Annotated in this window: 16 protein-coding genes; 10 read left to right on the forward strand and 6 right to left on the reverse strand. The window is 67.6% G+C overall.

Annotated elements, in window-relative coordinates; all coding sequences use genetic code 11:
- The first annotated feature begins 207 nt into the window (after window positions 1-207).
- The 3 genes from JCQ34_RS08855 to JCQ34_RS08865 are packed head-to-tail and all read left to right on the forward strand — an operon-like array spanning window position 208 to window position 2,947.
- Window positions 208-1,530: an MFS transporter gene (locus JCQ34_RS08855; protein ID WP_286403866.1), complete on the forward strand. Its 1,323-nt coding sequence runs from the start codon at window positions 208-210 to the stop codon at window positions 1,528-1,530.
- A 5-nt stretch (window positions 1,531-1,535) separates the two neighbouring features.
- Entirely contained in the window at window positions 1,536-2,171 is a 636-nt protein-coding gene (locus JCQ34_RS08860; protein WP_286403869.1) for a flavin reductase family protein, read from the forward strand.
- A gap of 17 nt (window positions 2,172-2,188) precedes the next feature.
- Window positions 2,189-2,947, forward strand: a complete 759-nt coding sequence (locus JCQ34_RS08865; RefSeq protein ID WP_286403871.1) for an enoyl-CoA hydratase/isomerase family protein — start codon at window positions 2,189-2,191, stop codon at window positions 2,945-2,947.
- Window positions 2,948-2,957: 10 nt separating this feature from the next.
- On the opposite strand, the gene JCQ34_RS08870 is transcribed toward JCQ34_RS08865, so the two are convergent.
- Both JCQ34_RS08870 and JCQ34_RS08875 read right to left on the reverse strand, forming a co-directional pair.
- Window positions 2,958-3,857, reverse strand: a complete 900-nt coding sequence (locus tag JCQ34_RS08870; protein WP_286403874.1) for an SDR family NAD(P)-dependent oxidoreductase — start codon at window positions 3,855-3,857, stop codon at window positions 2,958-2,960.
- A 48-nt stretch (window positions 3,858-3,905) separates the two neighbouring features.
- Window positions 3,906-6,497: an excinuclease ABC subunit UvrA gene (locus tag JCQ34_RS08875; RefSeq protein ID WP_286404393.1), complete on the reverse strand. Its 2,592-nt coding sequence runs from the start codon at window positions 6,495-6,497 to the stop codon at window positions 3,906-3,908.
- A gap of 184 nt (window positions 6,498-6,681) precedes the next feature.
- Between JCQ34_RS08875 and JCQ34_RS08880 the strand changes: the two genes are divergently transcribed.
- On the forward strand, window positions 6,682-7,506 hold the full coding sequence (locus JCQ34_RS08880) for a DUF1206 domain-containing protein (RefSeq protein ID WP_286403877.1): 825 nt from the start codon (window positions 6,682-6,684) through the stop codon (window positions 7,504-7,506).
- Between the two features lie 26 nt (window positions 7,507-7,532).
- On the opposite strand, the gene JCQ34_RS08885 is transcribed toward JCQ34_RS08880, so the two are convergent.
- On the reverse strand, window positions 7,533-8,312 hold the full coding sequence (locus JCQ34_RS08885; protein WP_286403879.1) for an MBL fold metallo-hydrolase: 780 nt from the start codon (window positions 8,310-8,312) through the stop codon (window positions 7,533-7,535).
- Between the two features lie 241 nt (window positions 8,313-8,553).
- On the opposite strand from JCQ34_RS08885, the gene JCQ34_RS08890 reads away from it, so the two are divergent.
- Window positions 8,554-9,297 (forward strand): SGNH/GDSL hydrolase family protein, encoded by a 744-nt coding sequence (locus JCQ34_RS08890; RefSeq protein ID WP_286403882.1) that lies wholly within the window; start codon window positions 8,554-8,556, stop codon window positions 9,295-9,297.
- A 62-nt stretch (window positions 9,298-9,359) separates the two neighbouring features.
- Here JCQ34_RS08890 and JCQ34_RS08895 read toward each other — a convergent pair whose 3' ends face one another.
- On the reverse strand, window positions 9,360-10,061 hold the full coding sequence (locus JCQ34_RS08895) for an SCO1664 family protein (protein ID WP_286403885.1): 702 nt from the start codon (window positions 10,059-10,061) through the stop codon (window positions 9,360-9,362).
- A gap of 28 nt (window positions 10,062-10,089) precedes the next feature.
- Entirely contained in the window at window positions 10,090-10,719 is a 630-nt protein-coding gene (locus JCQ34_RS08900) for an MSMEG_4193 family putative phosphomutase (protein ID WP_286403886.1), read from the reverse strand.
- Window positions 10,720-10,879: 160 nt separating this feature from the next.
- Here JCQ34_RS08900 and JCQ34_RS08905 point away from each other — a divergent pair, with 160 nt between their 5' ends.
- Genes JCQ34_RS08905 through JCQ34_RS08915 form a run of 3 tightly spaced genes read left to right on the forward strand, consistent with a single transcriptional unit; the run spans window position 10,880 to window position 14,898 of the window.
- Window positions 10,880-12,268 carry a sigma 54-interacting transcriptional regulator gene (locus JCQ34_RS08905; RefSeq protein ID WP_286403889.1) on the forward strand — a complete coding sequence of 463 codons (1,389 nt, stop codon included), beginning with the start codon at window positions 10,880-10,882 and terminating at the stop codon, window positions 12,266-12,268.
- Between the two features lie 14 nt (window positions 12,269-12,282).
- Window positions 12,283-14,283 (forward strand): vWA domain-containing protein, encoded by a 2,001-nt coding sequence (locus tag JCQ34_RS08910; protein ID WP_286403892.1) that lies wholly within the window; start codon window positions 12,283-12,285, stop codon window positions 14,281-14,283.
- Between the two features lie 6 nt (window positions 14,284-14,289).
- Window positions 14,290-14,898 (forward strand): dihydrofolate reductase family protein, encoded by a 609-nt coding sequence (locus JCQ34_RS08915; RefSeq protein ID WP_286403894.1) that lies wholly within the window; start codon window positions 14,290-14,292, stop codon window positions 14,896-14,898.
- Window positions 14,899-14,914: 16 nt separating this feature from the next.
- Here JCQ34_RS08915 and JCQ34_RS08920 read toward each other — a convergent pair whose 3' ends face one another.
- Window positions 14,915-16,210 (reverse strand): BNR-4 repeat-containing protein, encoded by a 1,296-nt coding sequence (locus tag JCQ34_RS08920; protein ID WP_286403895.1) that lies wholly within the window; start codon window positions 16,208-16,210, stop codon window positions 14,915-14,917.
- A gap of 156 nt (window positions 16,211-16,366) precedes the next feature.
- Between JCQ34_RS08920 and JCQ34_RS08925 the strand changes: the two genes are divergently transcribed.
- Both JCQ34_RS08925 and JCQ34_RS08930 read left to right on the forward strand, forming a co-directional pair.
- Complete coding sequence (locus JCQ34_RS08925) at window positions 16,367-17,305, forward strand: 5'-3' exonuclease (RefSeq protein ID WP_286403898.1); 939 nt, start codon at window positions 16,367-16,369, stop codon at window positions 17,303-17,305.
- A gap of 200 nt (window positions 17,306-17,505) precedes the next feature.
- The gene (locus JCQ34_RS08930; RefSeq protein ID WP_286403901.1) at window positions 17,506-18,021 is read left to right on the forward strand and encodes a flavin reductase family protein; all 516 of its coding nucleotides are present in this window, start codon (window positions 17,506-17,508) and stop codon (window positions 18,019-18,021) included.
- The last annotated feature ends 94 nt before the right edge of the window (window positions 18,022-18,115 follow it).

The raw sequence follows: 18,115 nt of genomic DNA on the forward strand, positions 1-18,115 counted from the left end.
TCCCTTGTCTTCAGTGATTTTCCCGTGCGTGAGTCGTCATTCTATGGCGCCGCGCCCGGTCAAGATAATCGTTGACATAGGCAACAAGGACCCGCACCATGGGTTGGAGAACCGCATTGCGGGTCCAGCGGCCTGATTCCGGAAGCTCAAATATCCGACGTTCGAAGCCAGGCCGGCGCCCTACTACATCTGACCAATGGAGTGATGATGAGTATTCAAGGAGTGACCCGGGAGCAGGCCGTCCGGCGCGCCACCGTGGCGAGTGTGGTGGGTACAACCATCGAGTGGTACGACTTTTTCCTTTATGGAACTGCCGCCGCCCTGGTGTTTCCCCAGCTGTTCTTTCCGGGCCAAGTAGCCTTCGCCGGTGTGCTCGCGGCTTTCGGCACGCAGTTTGTCGGCTTCGTGGCCCGGCCCATCGGCGCGGCCATTTTCGGCCACTTCGGTGACCGGATCGGACGCAAGACGACGCTCATGGCCACGCTTTTCCTCATGGCTTTCGGAACCGTACTGATTGGCCTGCTCCCCACGTACGAAAGCATCGGCGTTGCCGCGCCGGTCCTGCTGGTACTGCTGCGCATCATCCAGGGCATCGGGGTGGGCGGCGAGTGGGGCGGTTCGGTGCTGCTGAGCATGGAATGGGGTGACCAGGCCCGCCGCGGCCTGTCCGCCTCCTGGCCGCAGATCGGCGTGCCGCTTGGACTGGTCCTGTCCACCGGCGTCGTCCGGCTGACGACTGCCGCCACCGGCGCCGAGGGATTTGTCGCCTACGGCTGGCGGATCCCGTTCATTCTGAGCATCATCCTGATTGGTGTGGGCCTGTTCGTTCGCCTGCGGGTCATTGAGAGCCCCGAGTTCGATGCCGTCCGGAAGTCCAACAAGGTGGTCAGGGCCCCGATCATCGAGGTGATCCGGAGGCAGCCCAAGGAGATCCTCCTCTCCGCCCTGGTGCGCACTTCGGAACAGGCACCCTTCTACCTGTTCATCACCTTCGTAATCACGTACGCCACCAAGCAGCTGAAGCTGGACAGCAACTCCATCCTCGATGACACGCTGATCGCAGCGGCGTTGGGGCTGATCAGCGTGCCACTGTTCGGGCGGCTTTCAGACCGTTTCGGCCGGCGACGCGTCTACGGAACCGGGATCGTGCTCACGGCACTGTTTGCATTTCCCTACTTTGGACTGTTGAACACCCGGGACGCCCTGTGGGTGGGCGTCGCCGTCGTGGTCAGCCTGATCCTGCACGACATCCAGTACGGCCCGCAGGCTGCCCTGATCGCGGAAAGCTTCGACACCGACATCCGTTACACCGGCGCCGGGCTGGGTTACCAGCTGGCCAGCGTGATCGCCGGTGGTCCCGCGCCCCTGATTGCGGCGGCGCTGCTGGCGAACTACGGAAACTCGACGTCGATCTCGTTTTACATCATCCTCTGCTGCGTCATCGCCATGATGGCCCTGATCTTCCTGCCCAGGGCCAAGGGGGCGCTGGCCAAGGACGCCGCTGCCGCCGCGGCCCCCAGGAACCTGTAGGCCGGATGCGATCTGACTTCGACCCCGGGCAGCTGGGCCCGCGGGAGTTCTACAAGTTCCTGACGTCGGTGGTTGTTCCACGGCCCATCGCCTGGGTTTCGAGCACGTCCCCGGCGGGGGTGGACAACCTGGCACCCCACTCCTTTTTCACTGTTGCCTCGGTGGACCCTCCGATCATCCAGTTCACCTCCGTCGGGGAAAAGGACTCGCTGCGGAACATCGAGGCGACGGGGGAGTTCGTGGTGAACCTCGCGCCGGCCACGCTGATCCAGGAGGTCAATGCCACCGGCACGAACTTCAGTCCCGACGTAAGCGAGTTTGATGCCGCAGGCCTTACCCGCGAGCCCAGTGCAGTGGTCCGGCCGCCCCGGGTCAAGGAGTCCCCGGCGGTCCTGGAGTGTTCCCTGCATCAGACCCTGCCCATGGGCGACTGCGTCCTGGTGTTCGGGGTGGTGGTGCACGGATCAGTCTCAACCGGGGTGCTCCGCAGCGGCCACCCCGACGTCACCGGGCTTGATCCGCTCTCGAGGCTTGGCGGTGATGAGTGGGCCACCATGGGTCCCATCCAGGACCTTCCGCGGATCCGGGCATCCCAATGGCCCGGCAGCTCCACGCCACGGACTCCGCGGCACCCGAAATAAGGGAGGAAAGCCGACGTATGGCCGCCACCATAAGCCTTGAAGAGGTGGGATCTGTCGCGACGCTGTCCTTCGGCAGCGGGCAACGGCTCAATGCCCTTGGGCGCGCCGAGTGGCAGGAGCTGGGGAGCGCGGTCCAGCGGCTGGCGGCCATCCCGTCCCTTCGCGCCGTCGTGGTGCGGGGCAGGGGAGGAGTGTTCTGCTCCGGGTTTGACGTGCGCGAATGGGAGGGGCGGACGGACGCGGAAATCAGCCGGACGTTCCGCGTGATCGAGGGTGCACTGCAGGCGCTCGAGGACTTGCCCGTTCCCACCGTGGCTGTTGTAGAGGGGGCGGCTGCCGGTGGGGGCTGCCAGCTGGCCCTCGCCTGCGACCTGCAGTTGCTCACGCCGTCGGCCCGCATCGGGATGCCCGTGGCACGCCTGGGCCTGCTGGTCCCGGCCACCTTTGCCAACCGCATGGCACTGCGGATAGGCCCGTCGCGTACCAAGGACCTCCTGTTTGGCGGCCGCATGCTGACGGCCGACCAGGCCTGGTCCACAGGCCTGATCACCACCCTCGCCCCCGACGAGGACGCCGATGCGGCGCTGGAAGCGATCCTCGACAACTGGAAAGGGCTTTCGGCGGCTTCCCTGCGGGCATCAAAAGCAGCGGTGAATGCGGGTCTGGGCCTGCTGACGGAAGCCGGCCGCCGGGCAACACCGGGGCCCGCAGTGGATCCCGTTGAGTTCCAGGGCCGGGTCAAGGGCTTTCTGGCCCGGCAGCGAAAAAAGCTGTAGCCAAAGCCGGTCAGGGGCTGTCGCGGTGTGAGGGGCGCACCATTGGAAGCGGCTGCTGCGGCGCTTCCAGGACGGTGACCTCCATGGGCATCCGGTGCGTCCGGCGCAGGCTGCCGCGCAGGACGTTGTGCAGTCCGTGCGTCACCAGCCTCCGCCTGGTCAGGAACCGGAATTCCGCCCTATCGGAGGTCACCAGGTCCACGATGGGCCATGCAGCTTCGTCGGCGCTCTGGCCCCACAGCCCGACGACCACCGGCAGGGCGCCCAGGCGATGCTGGTACCCGGGCTGGGAAGTCACCCGGCCCAGGAGGTCGGTCCGCACCAGCCCTGGGTTCATGCCGTGCACCCGGACGCCGGTGCCTTTGGTTTCCAGCCGCAGCGTCTCCGTGAACTGGCGGACCCACCGCTTGCTGGACGCATACGCGTTCTGCAGGGCGACGGGTCCGCGGTCGCCCTGGCCGTACAGGTTGACCAGGTCGCCGTGGCCCTGGGCAAGGAACACCGGCAAGGCCACGCGGGCCCCATGAAAGGTCCCCAGGATGTTCGTTCGCACCACGTCCGTGAAGCCGGCCACGGGCGTGGAGGCCGTCGGCCCGAACACGCCGGACACGCCTGCGTTGTTGACCCAGATGTCCAGCGTTCCCCGGCTGAGGGCTTCGTCCCGGAGCGCCTCGACGTCCCCTGGCTCTCCGGTGTCGCAGGGCCTCCCCGACGCCGCGATGCCTTCAGCCTGCAGGCGTCCGACGGCGGCAGCAACGCCGTCGTCCGATCTGGACGCCAGCACCACCGTTGCGCCGTGCAGGCCCAGGGCGCGTGCCATGGAAAAGCCGAGGCCGCGCGATGAGCCGGTCACCACCGCCACGCGGCCCTGAAGCGCGTCACTGGCAAGGGCGCCGCGTTGTAAACGCATCCCTCAGTGATACGCGCCGGCGGGGAGGAGGGCAAGGGTTGCCGGCGGCTACCGGTCCTGGGCCGCAGAGCGGGCGTCGAGTGCGGCGGCCAGGTAGGGTGCGGTGCGGCTGTTGGCGGAACGCGCGACGGCGGCTGGGTCGCCGGCGGCGACGATCTGCCCGCCGGCGTCGCCACCGGCGGGCCCCAGGTCCATCACCCAATCGGCGGCGGCCACCACATCCATCGCATGTTCCACCAGGATCACGGTGTTGCCGGTGTCCACCAGCCGGTTGAGCTGGGCCATCAGGAGTTGGACGTCCGCTGGGTGCAGTCCCGTGGTGGGCTCATCCAGCAGGTACAGCGTGTGCCCGCGCCGGGCGCGCTGCAGTTCCGTGGCCAGCTTGATCCGTTGCGCCTCACCGCCGGAGAGTTCGGTGGCGGGCTGGCCCAGCCGGAGGTAGCCCAGCCCCACGTCCTGCAGCGTCTGCAGGGAGCGGGCGGCGGCGGGAACACCAGCCAGGAAGCCCGCGGCGGTGTCGACCGTCATGCCCAGCACCTCGGCAATGGTCCTGCCCTGGTAGGTGACCTCGAGGGTTTCCGGGTTGTAGCGCGAGCCGTGGCATTCCGGGCACGGACCGTAGCTGCCGGGCAGGAAGAGCAGTTCCACGGCCACGAACCCTTCGCCCTGGCAGGTTTCGCAGCGCCCGCCGGGCACGTTGAACGAAAAGCGCCCGGGACCGAACCGCCGGCTCCTGGCAGCATCGGTGGCAGCGAACTCCTTGCGCACAGCGTCAAACAGTCCGGTGTACGTGGCAAGGTTGGAGCGCGGGGTGCGGCCGATGGGTTTTTGGTCCACCGTGACCAGGCGGTCGATCCGCTCCAGTCCGGTCACGGTGCCCACGGTCAGGGGCGCGTTGTCTTGGGCAGGATCCGGGTCCTGCTCCTCGGCTGCGGGCACGGGCGCGGTCGCGGACACGGTCCGCAGTGCTGCGCCCGCCACGCCCGCCAGGACCTGGCTGACCAGGGTGGACTTCCCGGAGCCGGAAACACCGGTGACTGCCGTCAGGACGCCGAGTGGAAAAGCCGCGTCCAGGTCCCGCAGGTTGTGGCGGCTCACACCGCGCAGCTCAAGCCAGCCCGCGGCCTGCCGGGGCCCATCCTTGCCGGCGTCAGCGCCGCCGTCGACCGTTACCGCTTGCCGTGCCTCCTGGATCCGTCCCGCCTGGAAGAGGAACGGCCGCGTTACGGACTCCGGTACGGCCTCCAGGCCCTGCACCGGGCCGCTGTACAGCACCTCCCCGCCGTCTTCGCCCGCACGGGGCCCTACATCCACCAGCCAGTCTGCACGGCGGACCAGGTCCATGTTGTGCTCCACCACGAACACCGAGTTCCCGGATGATTTGAGCTGGTCCAGCACGGCCAGGAGGGGCTCGGCGTCCGCGGGATGCAGGCCTGCGGACGGTTCATCCAGCACGTAGATCACGCCGAACAGCCCGGAGCGCAGCTGCGTGGCAATCCGGAGCCGCTGCATCTCGCCCGGGGAAAGCGTTGGCGTGGGCCGGCCCAGCGCCAGGTAGCCCAGGCCAAGCTCCAGCAGCACATTGATGCGCTGCAGCAGGTCGCGGGTGATGGCCACGGCCACTTCGTTGGACTCGGATGACTGCTTTCGGGACGCGGTCCCCGCGGCGGCCAATTCCGTTGTGGGGCGGATGAGCTCCGCCAGTTCGGCCATGGGCACGGCGTTGAGCCCGGAAATGGTGTGGCCGGCAAAGGTCACCGCCAGGGCTTCGGGCCGGAGCCCCGTCCCGCCGCAACGGGGGCACGGTCCGGTCTCCATGAACCGCAGCACCTTCTCCCGCATTGCAGGGCTCTTGGAATCGAGCAGTGTGTGCATCACGTAGCTTTTGGCGCTCCAGAACCGGCCTTTGTAGGGCTTGGCCACGCGGTCCCGCTGCGGCGTCACTTCCACCACGGGCTGTTCTTCGGTGAACAGGATCCAGTCGCGCTGCTTCCGGGGCAGCTGATGCCAGGGTGTGTCGACGTCGTAGCCCAGGTGGGTCAGGATGTCGCGCAGGTTCTTGCCCTGCCAGGCACCGGGCCAGGCCGCGATGGCGCCGTCTCGGATGCTGAGGGACGGGTCTGGAACCAGCGAGGCTTCACTGACGGTGTGGGCAGTACCCAGTCCGTGGCACTCCGGGCAGGCACCGGCCGCGGTGTTGGGGGAGAAGGAGTCGGAGTCCAGCGGAGGGGCGCCGTCAGGGTAGGTGCCTGCGCGGGAGAAGAGCATGCGCAGCGAATTGGACAAGGTGGTGACGGTTCCAACGGTGGACCGGGAGGTGGCAGTGCCGCGGCGCTGCTGGAGCGCGACGGCGGGCGGCAGCCCGGTGATCTGTTCCACCTTGGGGTTGTGCCCCTGCTGGATGAGCCGGCGGGCGTAGGGCGCCACTGATTCGAAGAACCGGCGCTGCGCTTCGGCGTAGATGGTGCCGAACGCGAGGGACGACTTGCCGGAGCCGGATACGCCGGTGAACGCCACGATCGCATCCCGCGGCACGTCCACGCTCACGTTCCGCAGGTTGTTTTCCTGGGCGCCACGCACCCGGACAAACCCGTCTTCGGCGTGGCCGGCCGCAATGGAGGGTAGGGTCAGGGCGGTCAGTTCGTTGGGACTCTGTTTGGCGTACACCGCTTCGACTGTAGCGCCGATCCGGAGATGGCCGGAATTTCAGGACCTGTTGGGCCGGCGCGGGCGGATTTACACTGAAGCATTCCGCGACGCTGGCGGGCCGGGGGAAGCTGACCGGGGAAGAGAAGATCAACTACATATTTGGGAAGGGCCGGCCATGGGCAACGCGTCGCAGGGAGCTAACAGGGCAGTATCGGAGGCCGCATCCGCGAGCCGCAGCCCGGCGGTCCGCATGTTGGCCCGGGCAGGATTTGTCTTCATCGGCCTGGTCCATATCCTGATCGGCGTCATTGCCCTGCAACTGGTCCAGGGCCGGGGCGGCGAGGCCGACCAGTCGGGGGCGATTGGAACCCTGGCATCCAAGCCCGGTGGCGGCATCCTGCTGTGGGCCGGCGCCGTGGCCTGCGGCGCCCTTGCCTTGTGGATGTTCAGCGAAGCCTTTTATGGTGCCCGCAGCGAGACTGAGTCCAAGAAGAAGGTGAAAGAGGCGGCCACCGCCGTGGGCAAGGCCGTGGTGTTCGGTTTCCTGGCCTTCACCTTTGCCGTCTTCGCCGCCGGTGGCAGCAAAAACTCCAGCCAGTCGGCCAGCGACTTCACAGCAAAGCTGATGGGAGCGCCGGCCGGGGTGGTGTTTGTCATTGTCGTGGGGCTGGCGATCGTCGGGGCAGGGGTCTTTTATGCCTATCGGGGTGTTTCCCGGAAGTTCATGAAGGACCTGCAGGATCCGGGCAGTGCCCGCACGGCCGTTGAGTGGCTTGGAACAGTCGGCTATGCGGCCAAGGGCGTGGTGCTCGCCGCCGTCGGTGTCCTGATTGTCGTGGCTGCGGCCACCGCCGACCCATCCAAATCCTCGGGCCTCGACGGCGGCCTGAAGGCCCTCGGCTCACAGCCTTACGGGGTGTTCCTTCTCGCCGCCATTGCCGCCGGACTCATCTGCTACGGCGTGTATTCCATGGCACGGGCACGCTACGGACGGTTCTAGACCCAGCCGTGCCAGTCCAGCCCGGATTACGGGGCCTCAGGAACCCGGCCCTGTATGGCGGCCAGGGCCGCGCCCAACGGGAGGCGCACTGCGGGCCCGTGGCCGGGGAGGATTACCGAGGCGTCAACTCCCTCCAGTTTCCGGAGGGCGGCCAGCGCCTCGGCCGGGTCTGAGTGATACATCCTGTGCAGCATCTGCGGCCCGCCGCTCCGGCTGATCGGGTGGCCGGTGACAAACGAATCACCGACGGCGATGACGCCGGCCCCCGGAAGGAGGAGTGCCGCGTTGCCTGGGGTATGGCCGGGCAGGGAGACGGCTTCGGGCCTGCCGGGCAGCGCCCGGAGGGCGGCTGCGTCCCATGCCTGCGCGCCGGAAACAGGCTTGGCCGCCAGCGCCCCGGCTTTGATGGCGTGCAGCATCCAGCGCATGACGCGGGGCCGCCATGCACGGCCCAGCACCTGGGCAAGGCTGACCTGGTGCTTTTCCGTTCCGCGCACGTGGGCCAGTTCTTCGGGGGCGCACAGCACCGGGGTTCCGAACTCCTCGGCGAAGTACGCCGCCGAGCCGGTGTGGTCCACGCGGCCGTGCGTGACCAGCAGCGCAACGGTGTCGGCAGGGTCCAGGCCAAGGTGGCGGAGTGAGGCGAGGACGTGGTGGCGGTCAGCGGGGTAACCGCTGTCGATCAGGATGAATCCCGTCCCGTCCCGGACCACGATCCAGTTGGCGGCCGGCCCTTCAGCGAAGTAGACGCCGGGTGCCTGCACGGAAAGGCTGGTCGCGGGGTTCCAGGTGGTTTGCTGCTGCACGGGTCAAGGGTAGCTGCTCGAGCGCAGCGGGACGGCCGGGTGCGCGCCTGCCCCCCCACGGAGGCTGGCGGGGTACCTAGTGCCCTAAGACTTCCTGTGCAGTCGCTGTGCATCCTGTTGATTCTGGTCACCTTCGCCCTACAGTGATCCCACAATTGCCTACGATTGGACACGGACAAAGAACATATCGGCGGCAGCGACCCAGCTGCCGCCACGCATTTCCAGGGAGGAGGCAGTACCCATGCACCAAAATGCGTACCCCCACTCGCATCCCGGGCGTCTTTTGGCGGCCGGAGCTGTTGCCCTCCTCCTGGCCATCACATCGGGAAGTGCCGCCCAGACCCAGCCATCCGCCACGGCGGCGCCTCCGGTCCGCGTGGTGGTGGTGGGGGACTCGCTGAGCACCGGCCACGGTACCTCTCCGCAGCAGGCGTGGCCTGCGCTGATGCGGAAGGACCCGGAGGTGGCCGGCCTGGAAGTGGTCAACGCCGCCGAGGACGGAAGCGGCTACCTCAGCCTGGGCGACTACAACGGAACTTTCGGCAGCCAGGTTGAAGATTTCGTCACCCCGGATACTGGGATCGTGGTTTTCTTCGGGTCCGAGAATGACCTGGGCTACCCGCCGGCCGATTTAGGCAGCGCCGCCCTGGCCGCCATGGACCGGGCGGAGACCCTGGCCCCCGAGGCCAGAATCATCGTGGTGGGCCCGCCGTCGTACACCACAACCCCGGATCCCGGACTGGTGGACATCAGCGACCAACTTAAAGCCGCTGCCCTGCAGGCCGGCGGGGAGTTCGTGGACCCCATCGCCGAAGGCTGGATCAGCGATGATTTTGACGACCTGATTGGTCCGGACGGCGACCATCCGACCGTTCAGGGGCAGCACTACCTGCTGGACCATATCGGCGCCTACCTTGAGCAGGCAGCCCCGGCGGCTGCAGCGGCATTGGAAGGGCGCCAGGACCCGCGCAAGCCTGCAGCCTAGTCCCGCGGACAGGACCACTAGAGGCCCGATCAAAAGCGCCTGGACAGCATCACCTGCGTCACTTAGACCAAAGGCCACGGGTAGCGCATGCCCGTGCGGTCCACGGGGAGGACCCGTTCCTGCAGCATGCGCTGGACCCGGCGCTGGAGCGCGGCCACCTCGGCGTCGTTAAGCAGCTCGGCCAGATCGGCCGGCACCTGGGTGGCCAGGGGGCTGATGTCGTCGAGCAGGGCCTCGGGAATGGGGTCGCCGGCGAAGTCCCAGATCACCGTCCGCAGTTTGAAGGCGGCGGAGAAGCACAGGCCATGGTCGATGCCCCAGATATGGCCGTCGGCGCCCCGCAGCACATGCCCGCTTTTCCGGTCCGTATTGTTCGCCACGTAGTCGAACAGGGCGATCCTGGCCAGTGCGCCGTGCGTTTCGGGGGAGTCTTCGTACAGGGTGAAGTAATGCTCCCCGAGATCGCCTTCGATGAACCACTGCAACGATCCCACCCCCAGCGGTGCGTCTGCGCGGACCACCGTGGGCGGGACGATTCCCCACCCCAGTGCTTCGCTGAGCAGGTACGCGGCGCGCTCCCGGCGGTGCAGGCCGGCGTCGAAATCTGCGAGCGGACGTTCGCCGGCAACTGGTTTGTAGACTGCCCAGGCGGAGTCATCCCCGCACGAAAGCTCTGCGAGGAAGGTGGCATTGCTGCCGCTCATGATGCGGCCCAGCAGCTCCACGCGGCCTTCCGTGAGGAGGGTCAGTTCACGTTCAGGCACCACGGGCTCCACGTGGATGCACGCCTGGTCACGGCGCCCTCAGCCCGCTGAGGGGTTCCGACGTCGAATTAACCATAAGCACGGCTGGTGCCTGGCCGTCGGTGTAGGAGATTGCCGAGACCGACGCCGGGCTGATCATGATCCGCTGGAAGAGGTCCAGGTGGGTGCCCAGCGCGTGGGCGACGGCAGCTTTGATGGGGTCGGCATGGGAGAAGCAGACGACGACGGCACCCGGGTGGGCAGCCCGGAGGGCGTCCAGCGTGCCGACGATCCGGGCCTGCATTCCGGAGAATCCCTCGCCGTTGGGGAAGCGGAAAGCGGACGGGTTGTGCTGGACGGTTTGCCACTCCGGCAGGCCTGTCAGGCCGGCGAGCGCCGCACCGGTCCAGTCGCCGAAGTCGCACTCCAGGAGCCCGGCATCCTCGCTGATGGTGAGCCCGGCACGGGCAGCGGACGGTTCAGCTGTCTCCCGTGCCCGTTCCAGCGGCGAGGAATAGATCGCGTGCACGGGCAGGCCGGAAAGGCGTTCGGCCACGGCGTCGGCCTGGGCGCGCCCGCGCTCTGAAAGGTGCAGCCCCGGGGCCCGGCCGGGCAGGACCGTACCAGTGGTGGGCGTCTGGCCGTGGCGGACTAAAAGGATCAAGGTGCTCTGTGTCATTGCGTCTAAGCGTAGCCGCGAGGGGACCCCGTGCCGAGCTTGCGAGGCGCGGGGAGCGGCAAGCGGTAGCCGCGCGGGGAGCGGCAAGCGTTACGGCCAGCCGCTTGGGAATCTGGAGGAATCTCTCGATTAGCCGCAGGGCGGGGCTTACGGTAGAGAGGTGACTGATCGCCCCGATATCTACACCGTTGGTGAACTCCGTGCGGCAGGCTACGTCCTCAAGGACCTTCGCCATGAGATCCGCGACAATCTCCTCGCCGCCCTGGCGGAGGGGCGTGACCCCTGGCCGGGCCTGTACGGGTTCAGCAGGACTGTTATTCCGCAGCTTGAGCGGGCGCTGATTGCAGGCCATGACATTGTCCTGCTGGGCGAGCGCGGCCAGGGCAAGACCCGCCTGCTCCGAACCCTGGCCGGGCTGCTGGATGAATGGTCCCCAGTGATTGAAGATTCGGAGCTCAATGAGCATCCGTTCGAACCGATTACCGAACAGTCCCGTACCCGCGCCGTCACCGAAGGGGACCGGCTGCGGGTTGCCTGGCGGCACCGTTCGGAGCGCTACGTCGAGAAGCTGGCGACGCCGGACACGTCGGTGGCAGACCTCATCGGCGATGTGGACCCGATGCGCGTGGCCGAGGGCCGGCGCCTGGGCGATCCCGAAACCATCCACTACGGCCTTATCCCGCGCTCCAACCGCGGCATCATCGCCATCAACGAACTGCCGGACCTTGCCGAACGCATCCAGGTGGCCATGCTCAACGTCATGGAGGAGCGGGACATCCAGATCCGCGGCTACGTGCTGCGGCTGCCGCTGGACGTGCTGGTGGTCGCGTCCGCCAACCCGGAGGACTACACCAACCGCGGCCGGATCATCACCCCGCTGAAGGACCGCTTTGGCGCGGAGATCCGGACGCACTACCCGATCGAACTGGAAGACGAGGTCTCAGTCATCCGGCAGGAGGGCCGCCTGGTGGCGGATGTCCCGCCATTCATCCTGGAGATCCTGGCCCGCTACACCAGGGCGCTGCGGCAGTCGCCGGCGATCAACCAGACCTCCGGTGTTTCCGCCCGGTTCGCCATTGCCGGGGCGGAGACCATCGCCGCCGCGGCCCTGCGCCGGGCCAGCCTGCGGGGTGAGGACCAGGCCGTGGCCCGGATCATCGACCTGGAACCCGCCGTGGAGGTGCTCACCGGCAAGATCGAGTTCGAATCAGGTGAAGAAGGGCGGGAGCAGGGCGTCCTTGACCACCTGTTGCGCACCGCCACAGCCGAAGCGGTCAGGGCCCATTTCCAGGGGCTGGACATGGGACCGCTCGTCGCCGCCCTCGATGGACACCGGACCGTCAGCACCGGCGAGCAGGTTACAGCCCGGGAGTTCCTTGGCAACCTCCCGTCGCTGAACGGCTCCGGCCTCTACGACGAAATTGGCCGGCGCCTCGGTGCGGTGAACGACGGCCAGCGGGCCGCCGCCGTCGAACTCGCCTTGGAAGGCCTGTACCTTGGCCGGCGGATCTCCAAGGAGTCCGACGACGAGGAAACCATTTACGGCTAAGCCCAGGAGGCACCATGGCCATCCACAAACGGTCCGCCAGATACGGCCGGTACACCGGCGGCCCCGATCCGCTTGCCCCGCCGGTGGACCTGGCCGAGGCCCTCGACGCCGTCGCCGAGGACGTCATGGCAGGCTATTCGCCGCGCCACGCCCTGCAGGAGTTCCTGCGGCGGGGCGGCCGGAACCGCGACGGGCTGGATGACCTTGCCCGGCGCGTCCAGCAGCGGCGGCACGACCTGCTCGGCCGGCACCGGCTGGACGGCACCCTGGACGAAGTGAAGAAACTCCTGGATACTGCCGTGCTGGAAGAACGCAAGCAGCTGGCCCGGGACGCCATGATGGACAACACCGACCGTGCCTTCCGGGAAATGCAGCTGCAGAACCTGCCGCACTCCACCGCCGCGGCCGTCAATGAGCTGGCGTCCTACGACTGGCAATCCAGTGCAGCACGCGAAGCGTACGAACAGATCAAGGACTTGCTGGGCCGGGAAGTCCTGGAGCAGCGGTTCGCCGGGATGAAGCAGGCGCTGGAGAGCGCCACCGATGAAGACCGCGAGGCTGTGAGCACCATGCTCCGGGACCTCAACGAGCTGCTGGGCAAGCACCGGCGCGGCGAAGACACGGAGGCGGACTTCCAGGAGTTCATGGCCAGGCACGGCCAGTACTTTCCGGAGAACCCGCAGTCGGTCGAGGAGCTGGTGGACGCGCTGGCACAGCGCGCCGCCGCTGCCCAGCGGCTCCTGCAGTCGATGTCCCCGGAGCAGCGTGATGAGCTGATGCGCCTGTCTGCCCAGGCCTTCGGCTCGCCCGAACTCATGGCCCAGCTCAGCGACCTCGACGCCGCCCTGCAGGCGCTGCGGCCGGGGGAGGACTGGAATGGATCGGAACGTTTCGAAGGACAGGAAGGCCTGGGACTGGGCGACGGCACCGGAGTGCTCCAGGACATCGCGGAACTCGACGAACTGTCTGAGCAGCTGTCCCAAAGCTACAACGGCTCCCGGCTGGATGACCTGGACCTGGACGCCCTTGCCCGCCAGCTCGGCGAGAACGCCGCGGTAAGCGCCAGGACGCTTGCGGAGATTGAGCGGGCCATGCAGGACGGCGGCTACCTGCGGCGCGGGGCGGACGGCGACCTTCGGCTGTCCCCACAGGCGATGCGGCGGCTGGGGAAGTCGCTGCTGCGCGACGCCGCCAGGCAGCTGTCCGGGCGGCAGGGCAGCCGGGACACCAGGATGGCAGGGGCCGCGGGTGAACTGACCGGGTCCAGCCGGCAGTGGGAATTCGGCGACGCCGAACCCTGGGACGTCACCCGCACCATGACCAACGCCATCCGGCGGACCATGGCCGACGGCGGCGACCCGGCCCGCGGACTGCGGCTGGCGGTGGACGACATCGAAGTAGCGGAGACGGAAGCCCGGACGCAGGCCGCCGTTGCCCTGCTGGTGGACGTGTCCTTCTCCATGGCCGCCGAGGGGCGGTGGGTTCCCATGAAGCGGACGGCGCTCGCGCTGCACCACCTGGTGTCCACCCGTTTCCGGGGCGACCGGCTGCAGCTGATCACGTTCGGCCGCTACGCGCAGTCCATGGACATAGGGGAACTGACGGCACTGCCTGCCCTGCGCGAGCAGGGAACCAACCTGCACCACGGCCTGCTGCTGGCGGCCCGCTTCTTCCGCCAGCACCCGTCCATGCAGCCGGTCCTGCTGGTGGTCACGGACGGCGAACCCACCGCGCACCTGCTGCCGGATGGGGACTCCTGGTTCAACTGGCCGCCGGATGCCGAAACCATCCGGGCCACCGTCGGGGAACTGGACCGGCTTGGCCGCATGGGGGTGCAGACCACCTTTTTCCGCTTGGGGAACGATCCGGGCCTGGAACGGTTCATCCAGCGGATGGCGCACCGCGTGGATGGCCGCGTGGTGGCGCCCGAGGTGGGCGACCTGGGCGCCGCAGTGGTGGGCGAGTACCTGCGCGCCCACGTCCGCAGCGCCTACGCCGACGGCGACTGGTTCTGACCCGCCATGGCCGAGCTGATGGTGGACCTGATCATCACGCTGGACGGCTGTGCCTCCGGGGAGGGCTGGCCGGGCTGGTGGGGCCTGGAAGGGCCGGAGTACCTGGCCTGGCTCCAGCAGGAGGCACGTACGGAGCGCACCTATCTGTTGGGGGCCAACACCTACCGCCTCATGTCCGGGATGTCGGAGGATGCCGCGGCCGGGGGTACAGGCTACTCGGAAGACGAGAGCGCTTCGCTGACGGGCCTCGCTGCCGTTCCCAAGGTGGTCTTTTCCTCCAGCCTGACGGCGCCCCTCCAGTGGCCGAACTCCGAGTTGGTGGCCGGTGACGCCGTTGAGGCCGTCAGGCGGATGAAGCAAACCCATGCGGGGCCCATGAGTACCCTGGGCAGCCTCAGCCTTTGCCGGTCCCTGATGGGAGCGGGCCTGGTGGACCGTTTCCGCCTGGTCGTCTTCCCCCTGATCACCGGCCGCACCGGAAGCGAACGGATCTATGACGGCTACCCTGACGTTGCCCTGGAGATGGTGGACAGCAGGACTTTTGACGGGCGCCTCCAGCTGCTCGAGTACATTCCGCGCGTGATCGACGCGCCGCAACGGAGGGGACAGGCGTAGCGCCCTTGGCATCAGGTCACAGGGGAAGCACCACGACTTCAGTTTCGTAGGCCTGCGAGGAGCGCATGGTGCCGCGGAACCAGCACACCGCATGCACCGCAGAGTCTCCGGGCGGCACCATTGGACGAAGGTTGTCCACCTGGGAGTCGGCGGTCACTGCCTCCCAGTCCCACGTGCCGCCGCCGTCCCGGGTCAAGCCGGTGTAAATCTCGTAGTGTGCAGTGGCTTCCCCAGTCCGGGGATCGAGCGGAGCGGAGATGTACACCCGGTCCAGATCGTAGGGATCCACCGCGCCCAGCCCGGTGTAGTCCTGTTCGTGGGGGAGCAGGGCCGGGCCGGCGGCGGCGAGATGGTGCAGCTGCCAGCGGGTGCCGTCGAAGCGCGCGTAGAGCAGGCGGTGATCGTCGACGTCGAGCCGCTGCTCCCGCTCAAGGGCACCGTTGACATCGTTTGCCCGGCAGCTGATGATCGCGGCCAGCTGGGAACCCTGGCCGCGGAGGTCCACAGTCCAGCCGTGGGTGAGGATGTGCCCGTCGAGTTCGGTGCCTGCCTGGAAAACCGTGGTGAGGGAGCTCTGGTTGATGCCGGGGGAACCGAGCAGGGGCTTGGACACCACCTGGCCCTGTCCGTCGTGCAGAGCGTTGTCGCGGATAAAGCCGTGATAGATGCTGTTGTTGAAGTCGCGGGGGTGGTGGTCCGTGGTGATGAGGTCGATGCGGTCACTGCCGTTGCCGAAGTAGCGCGTGTAGCCGTTGACGTAGCCCACCTTGGGCCGGGTAAAGAGCTTGCCGCCGAAGCGCCAGCTGGTGCCGTCGTCCTCGGACACCATCAGGGTCGGGTCGTCGTTGATGGCCCGGACAAAGTTGTACACGCGGGACTCGGAGTCCAGCCGGTGCAGGTTGGAGTAGGTGGCGCCGCGCCCGTTGGCCAGTTCCGTCCAGTCGAAGCACTGTTCAGGCCCCCATTCGGAGGCGTCGTGGGGCCGCGTGGAGATCCGCCAGCGGGAAAAGTTGTCTGTCTTGTGCTTGGCGTACATGGCCAGGTACCGGCCGTCCGGCCTGATCAGCAACGCAGGAGCGTCATGGTCGTCAGGCTCCAGCTTCCGGTGCAGGACATGTACCGTGCTCTGGCCTGTTGCCAGGTCCAGGACTGCAATTTCGATGTTGCCGCCACGGCTTTCGCCGCCGGGGCCTTCCGGAGCAGCCACCGAACCCACCAGCAGGGTGTTGGCAACGGGATCCACCAGGGCCCGCTCGTCCTGAAACCAGCACCAGGCGCCGTTGTCATTGATTGTGATCGGGTCAAGGGACATGGCACTCCAGTATCGGCGGGAAAGCGTATTCCGCTATCCTTGCCCATACCTCTTCCGGCGTCAACGCTTCTGCACCGCTGATATCGGATCAACAGCCGCTCCGTCCACCGGGGCCGCCTGCTGCCGTACCGAGCCGTTCCGTGTCAGGATCAAGGTATGCCCCAGCGCCTCATGCTGCTCGACACTGCCTCCCTCTACTTCCGTGCCTTCTACGGCCTGCCGGACACCATCCGCCATCCGGACGGAACGCCGGTCAACGCCGTCCGCGGACTGCTGGACATGATCGCCCGCCTCACCACCGACTACCATGCCTCCCATCTGGTGGCCTGCTGGGACGATGACTGGCGGCCGCAGTGGCGCGTGGACCTGCTTCCCACCTACAAGGCCCACCGCGTGGCCCGGGCGGTACCGGGCGGCACCGACGTCGAGGTGGTACCGGAGGGTCTTGAAGCGCAGCTGCCCATGATTCGCCGGGTGCTGGAGCTGGCCGGCATCGCCATCGTGGGTGCCGCGCAGCATGAGGCCGACGACGTCGTGGGCACCTACGCGAGCCAGGCTGCCTTCCCCGTGGATGTCGTTACGGGCGACCGCGACCTCTTCCAGGTCTGCGACGACGAACGCGGAGTCCGGGTCATCTACACCGCCCGCGGCATGAAGAACCTCGAAGTCATCACCGAAGAAAGTGTGGTGGCCAAGTACAAGGTCCTGCCCCAGCAGTACGCCGACTATGCCACCTTGCGCGGGGACGCTTCCGACGGCCTGCCCGGCGTGGCGGGAATCGGCGAGAAGACGGCGGCCTCCCTGCTGCTGAAGCACGGCACCCTGGAACGGCTGCTGGCAGCCGCGGAAGAGCCCGGCGGCGGGGTGTCCGGGCCTGTCCAGGCCAAGCTCACAGCCGCCGCCGCGTACCTGGAAGCAGCCCCCGCCGTCGTCCGTTTGGTGCGCAACCTGAAGCTGCCCACCCTGGATGAGGCCGGCGCCCTGCTGCAGCCGGTGACCGGTGGGCGGCGCGCTGAACTCGAGCAATTGGCAACGGACTGGAACCTGGGCGGATCGGTCCGCCGGCTGCTGGCCGCCCTGGATCAGCGCGGTTAGCAGACGCCAACGGCGGTGAAAGCCGCCTTGTGTTGCGTCATCCAGGGACATAACACGCCCCCTTGGATCCCTGCTGGATGACGCCGGATGTGCAGGGGTGACGCCGGGTTTCGGCCCGTGTCCGTTCATGTCAGGCGGCTTGAACAGGCCTTTTTCGGGATGGTTTGGTGAGGTAAAGATCCAGACGAGAGGCCACTTCCATGACAGTCACTTCAGATCTTGCTCCGCGCCGGCTTCGCGACATTTTCGGAACCTTCGCCAGCGGCCTGACCATAATCACCGGTTCCACCCCGGACGGACCCGCCGGTTTCACCTGCCAGTCATTTGCATCCCTGTCGCTGGATCCGGCCCTGGTCACGTTCAGCCCGGCGCGCACCTCAACCACCTGGCCGGTGCTGCGGAGGGCCGGTTCCTTCGCCGTGAACATCCTTCCGGCGGAGCACCAGCACCTCGCCGGGCAGTTCGCCCGCCCCGGAGCCGAGAGGTTCGCAGGAGTCAGCCACACGTCGTCGCCGCTGGGAAATCCCCTTCTCGATAATGCGCTCGCCTGGATCGACTGCGACCTTCACGCCGAGTACGACGGCGGCGACCACAGCATTGTGGTGGCCGCGGTGCGCCATCTCCGCGCGCGGCACGACGCAGAACCGCTGCTGTTCTTCAGGGGCCGGTACGGCGGGCTGGCACCGGTGGAGGGCCTGCTCGAAGCGGGGCGCTGACGGGTCCTGCCAACCCATTGGCCCAAGGGCTTCCACTCCGCGCCCGGAAACATCGGCGGTCCGCACTCTTGCTTCCGGCCCATCCGGTAGTAAG

Origin of the sequence: Pseudarthrobacter defluvii (assembly GCF_030323865.1) — a bacterium.
Lineage (GTDB): Bacteria > Actinomycetota > Actinomycetes > Actinomycetales > Micrococcaceae > Arthrobacter > Arthrobacter sedimenti.

What these genes read in the sequence shown, in the direction of transcription:
- JCQ34_RS08860 (WP_286403869.1), top strand. Translation starts at nt 1,536, where the DNA reads ATGCGATCTGACTTCGACCCCGGGCAGCTGGGCCCGCGGGAGTTCTAC.
- JCQ34_RS08870 (WP_286403874.1), bottom strand. Translation starts at nt 3,857, where the DNA reads ATGCGTTTACAACGCGGCGCCCTTGCCAGTGACGCGCTTCAGGGCCGC.
- JCQ34_RS08890 (WP_286403882.1), top strand. Translation starts at nt 8,554, where the DNA reads ATGCACCAAAATGCGTACCCCCACTCGCATCCCGGGCGTCTTTTGGCG.
- JCQ34_RS08900 (WP_286403886.1), bottom strand. Translation starts at nt 10,719, where the DNA reads ATGACACAGAGCACCTTGATCCTTTTAGTCCGCCACGGCCAGACGCCC.
- JCQ34_RS08865 (WP_286403871.1), top strand. Translation starts at nt 2,189, where the DNA reads ATGGCCGCCACCATAAGCCTTGAAGAGGTGGGATCTGTCGCGACGCTG.
- JCQ34_RS08855 (WP_286403866.1), top strand. Translation starts at nt 208, where the DNA reads ATGAGTATTCAAGGAGTGACCCGGGAGCAGGCCGTCCGGCGCGCCACC.
- JCQ34_RS08925 (WP_286403898.1), top strand. Translation starts at nt 16,367, where the DNA reads ATGCCCCAGCGCCTCATGCTGCTCGACACTGCCTCCCTCTACTTCCGT.
- JCQ34_RS08920 (WP_286403895.1), bottom strand. Translation starts at nt 16,210, where the DNA reads ATGTCCCTTGACCCGATCACAATCAATGACAACGGCGCCTGGTGCTGG.
- JCQ34_RS08930 (WP_286403901.1), top strand. Translation starts at nt 17,506, where the DNA reads ATGACAGTCACTTCAGATCTTGCTCCGCGCCGGCTTCGCGACATTTTC.
- JCQ34_RS08880 (WP_286403877.1), top strand. Translation starts at nt 6,682, where the DNA reads ATGGGCAACGCGTCGCAGGGAGCTAACAGGGCAGTATCGGAGGCCGCA.
- JCQ34_RS08915 (WP_286403894.1), top strand. Translation starts at nt 14,290, where the DNA reads ATGGCCGAGCTGATGGTGGACCTGATCATCACGCTGGACGGCTGTGCC.
- JCQ34_RS08910 (WP_286403892.1), top strand. Translation starts at nt 12,283, where the DNA reads ATGGCCATCCACAAACGGTCCGCCAGATACGGCCGGTACACCGGCGGC.